This is a genomic window from Hungatella sp. SL.1.14, assembly GCF_024460495.1.
GTDB classification, from domain to species: Bacteria; Bacillota; Clostridia; order Lachnospirales; family Lachnospiraceae; genus Hungatella; species Hungatella hathewayi.
Map to the genome: position 1 here is coordinate 1 of NZ_JANFYJ010000493.1, position 290 is coordinate 290.

The 290-nt window shown below is 44.1% G+C and carries 1 pseudogene; it reads right to left on the bottom strand.

Annotation, left to right across the window (positions count from 1 at the left end):
• A pseudogene (locus NE473_RS31980) lies at positions 1-290 on the bottom strand (hypothetical protein); the annotation flags it as partial.

Sequence of the window (290 nt, forward strand, 5' to 3'; positions counted from 1 at the left end):
CAGAAGCGAAACCGAGGCGTCCAGCTCCAGATTCTGTTTCAAAAATTTACCGTCATTAATGTTCATTGCTGCCAGATAGGACGTGCCATCTTCCTCCAGACAGCACATATAGGCCATATCATCTTTGAGCAGAAGTCTTTCGATTCCTGTCACTGAGTCCGGAATATCAAAAAAGTCTGCAACATAGGAAGAATCTGGCTGCATGGCATCCATGCGGTTCCCGCAGGCTGTTATGGTAAAAATCAGTGCTGTTGTTCCCATTATTGTAAAAATCCGTCTTAACTTCTTTC